The organism is Spongiactinospora sp. TRM90649, from assembly GCF_029382225.1.
Lineage (GTDB): Bacteria > Actinomycetota > Actinomycetes > Streptosporangiales > Streptosporangiaceae > Spongiactinospora.
Genome location: NZ_JARLTC010000083.1, coordinates 1 through 3,514 on the forward strand (window position 1 = coordinate 1; position 3,514 = coordinate 3,514).

At 65.2% G+C, this 3,514-nt stretch carries 1 protein-coding gene and 2 pseudogenes; all 3 read right to left on the reverse strand.

All coding sequences use genetic code 11. The features are described 5' to 3' along the window. Positions 1-267: pseudogene (locus P3X83_RS43010) on the reverse strand (ATP-binding protein); the annotation flags it as partial. 106 nt (positions 268-373) lie between these two features. Further along, positions 374-2,161, reverse strand: a complete 1,788-nt coding sequence (ltrA, locus tag P3X83_RS43015) for a group II intron reverse transcriptase/maturase (RefSeq protein WP_277311230.1) — start codon at positions 2,159-2,161, stop codon at positions 374-376. 660 nt (positions 2,162-2,821) lie between these two features. Then, positions 2,822-3,514: pseudogene (locus tag P3X83_RS43020) on the reverse strand (ATP-binding protein); the annotation flags it as partial.

Sequence of the window (3,514 nt, forward strand, 5' to 3'; positions counted from 1 at the left end):
GGTGCGCAGCGTGAACGGCGGGGTTTCCGCCGAGCTCACGACGAGGCGGGCGGCGGCCTGGAAGGCGCCCAGATGGGCGAGGTCGTGGCGGGTCAGGTACGGGCTGAAGTGGTGTTCGACCTCGCGGGCGTCCTCGGGCGACAGTGAGAAGTAGATCTTGTTGCGGGCGTCGGAGCTGATCGCCTGACACAGATCGCGTGGAAGCTGGGCCAGGTGCTGGTGGGCGAGCACCATCGACAGGCGGTACGCGCGGGCCTCGGCGAGCATGTCCGCCAACGCGTGCGGAAGTCGGGTAGCCCCTGTCCCTCTCGGGAACAAGGGCCCCCTCAGAACCGGACGTGCGGCTCTCACCGCATCCGGCTCAAGCAGGCCACTATGGGCGTGCATGGTGGGTCTCCCTGGGTCTCTCGGATGCGCTCCGGGCGTGGTGTTGCCGGTGGCATTCCGAGTGGATGAGCATGGGGTCGGCAGTTGTTCTGGATCCGTCCTCGGACGCGAGGACCAGGTGGTGCTTTCTGATCGTTCGGGAGTTGGCCCAGAACCAGGCCGCCCATTCACGGACGGATTCCGGCTCGTATCCGGCTCCGGCGATCAGGTCCAATCCGCACAGCGGGCACAGACCCTTCTGCTTGGCAGCCAGGGCCAGGTTGTGCTTGTCGGCCTCTGGGTGCTTGCGCTTTCGGACGCGTGCCTTCCAGTACCCTTCGAGCTCCGGGTCATCTTTCGATGCCCGGCCCTTAACAAGGGCGTGGCGCTCGATGTGGGTCCATGCGAATCGGTACAGGTACCGCCCGGTCTCCTTGTCGGTGAAGACCCATTTGTCTTGCCTCGCGGGGTTGGAGCACCCGTAATACCTGGCGCGAGTCCACGCCACCGACTTACTGGAGTGCTTACGTCTGGCCCACCGGTACATGCGGTAGTGCACGTAGTGATCCAGGGTTGTGAAGGTCTCGGTCGAGACCACGCCCCTGTAATAGGTGGACCACCCCTTGATCAAGGGATTCAAGGAACGAATCACGTCGTCGCACGGTGCCGTGCGCAACCGTTTCACCGTGTCCCGAATCTTGTCCTTGACCTTTTGTATCGCCGCCTTACTCGGCTTGATCATCAGCTTGTCGCCGTAACGCCGGACGTTGAACCCGAGAAAATCGAAGCCTTCGTCCAGATGGACGATGCGTGTCTTTTCCTCGTTGAACGCCAGGCCCTTGGGCTCCAGCCAGATCGCCAACCGCTCCTTCACCTGCTCGGCCTCCTCCTTGGTGGTGCACAGCACCACAAAGTCGTCGGCGTAGCGGATGAAAGCCGGGGCGCAGGCAACCCAGCGCTGTCTGACCGTGCCGTCTTCGATGTCTCCGGCGGCGGTCCCCATGCCGTGCAGGACGATGTTGAGCAGCAGCGGGCTGATCACTCCGCCTTGAGGGGCTCCCTCGTCGGTCGGGGCGAATCGTCCGTGCTCCAGCACACCGGCCTTCAGCCAGCGGCGGATCTCGGCTGCTGCCGGGAACCCGCCGAGGGCTTCCATCAAGCGATCGTGGTTGATCCGGTCGAAGGCACTTGTCAGGTCCGCGTCCAAGGCCCAGCGTCGCCGGGCCTTCTTGCCCGCCGTGAAGTTGTACATCGCGGCGATCGCGTCATGACAGCTGCGTCCGGGGCGGAAGCCGTAGCTGCGCCCTTCGAAGCGTGCCTCCCACTCAGGTTCCAGGGCGTTCTTCACCCTGGCCTGCTGCACTCGGTCCCGGATGACCGGGATACCGAGCGGCCGGGTCGTGCCGTTCGCCTTCGGGATGTGCACACGCCGCACCGGCCTGGCCGCGGGCCCGGGCTGCTCGGCCAGTGTCCTGGCCAGCCTGCCCCGGTCTTGCGGTCGTAGCGCGAGTTCCCCGTCTACCCCGGGGGTGCGGCGTCCCAGGCTCCGCTGCGTTACGCTTTTGACGCTGGTCAGCGTGTTGGAGCGTGAGCGCAGCATGAGCTTTTGGAGATTGCGGACCTTCTTCAGGTCCCCCTCCTGCGACGCCTTGAAGATCCTGTGGCGCAGTCTCCGTACGTTGCGCTCGGCTTGGGCCCAGTTGATGCTGTGCCAGTACCGTGCGTCGTCCAGCGCTTGGTTCCCCGAAGGCGCGCCGGCGTTCTCCGCCGTTGTTGTTTGGACTTCGTCCGGCATTGCTTCCTCCTTCGGTATCTAACTCCGGCGCTGGTTCCGGTTCCTTCGCTTAGGTTCTTCAAAGGCCCACCAGACCCGCGTGGGCTCCCTTTCGGGCCCGGACGCCCGGTCCGGTATCCGCCGGGTTATGCACGGAGGCCGAGGTGCCTGATTCCGTGTTTTCCCCTGGGCTTTCGCCCTGGCGGCGTTTGCTTTTCGGGTCTTCCTGCTCCCGCAGAGGAGTTCTGCTTCCGTTGCCGTCGGCTTACCAGAACGCATCCGTTCTGGACCTCTACGGGGTTGTCCTGTTCCGCTTGTGCCAGTTGCGATCTGGGAGGACGCCCTCTTTACCCCGGGACCGGTGGTGGTCACGCAAGGAAGGAAACTCGCCCTTCCCTGCCACTTGAGCCTTTCAGCTCCGGGTCCTTCCCGCCGAATGCTCACCATTGGCGCGGGTCAACTTTTACGAGGCCTCTTCGAGGGTTCACTTTCGTTCGTCCTTCAGATCTTCTCCTTGCCCTGTTGCCGGTGATGGCCCATCGGCTCTTGGGGCTTTGTGTCAGGCGGCTTAGCACGGGTCCGTTACCAGTCCCGCACTCGCCTTAGGAGACCCGCCCATATTGACCACTGAGCGGGGAATTACCTTCTCCTCTCCGGTAATTCACTGGCTACAAGCGACTTTCAGGCCGCACGGTTCAGGAAATTCTGCGTCTCGTCCACGTACAGGGCCGACGGCGCGCGGGTACGGCCGAGCCGGGCGCGGTGGCTGGCGGCCTGCCAGACCTGGGCGAGCAGGAGCGAGCCGAGCATCCGGGCGGTCTCGTCGCCGAGTACGCCCTTGGGGAGGCGGGCGAGCAGGATCTTGCCGTCCAGGACGTCGCCGACGTCGAACGTGGACTGGGCCGAGCCGAGGATGTCGCGGACGAACGGCCGGAGCAGGAGCGCACGCAGCTTGTTCATGATGGGCGCGGTGACGTGGGCTCGGCCCTGTTCTGACAGGCGTTCGTACCAGTTCCAGAAACCCATCAGAAAGGGGTCGTCGAGGCGTTCGGTGAGCTGGTGGCGATAGACGCCATCGGTGAGCAGAGCGGGGATGTCGGCCAGCGTGCCGCCGTTGCGGGACAGGGTCAGGGCGCAGCCGCGCAGGATGTCGTCGCTGCGCGGTCCCCAGGAGTCGGCGTAGATCTTGTGGAAGATGCCGACGAGGTTGTCCACGAGAGTGTCGCGGTCGGGTCCGCTCAGCACGTTGAGCGCGGGCCGGGGGTGCCGGTCGTCCGGGTCGATCAGCGCGATGCGCGGCGCGGCCTCTTCGGGGATGAGGCCGAGCAGGTCGGTGACCAGGTCGCCCTTGGCGTCCACTACGGCGACGCCGCG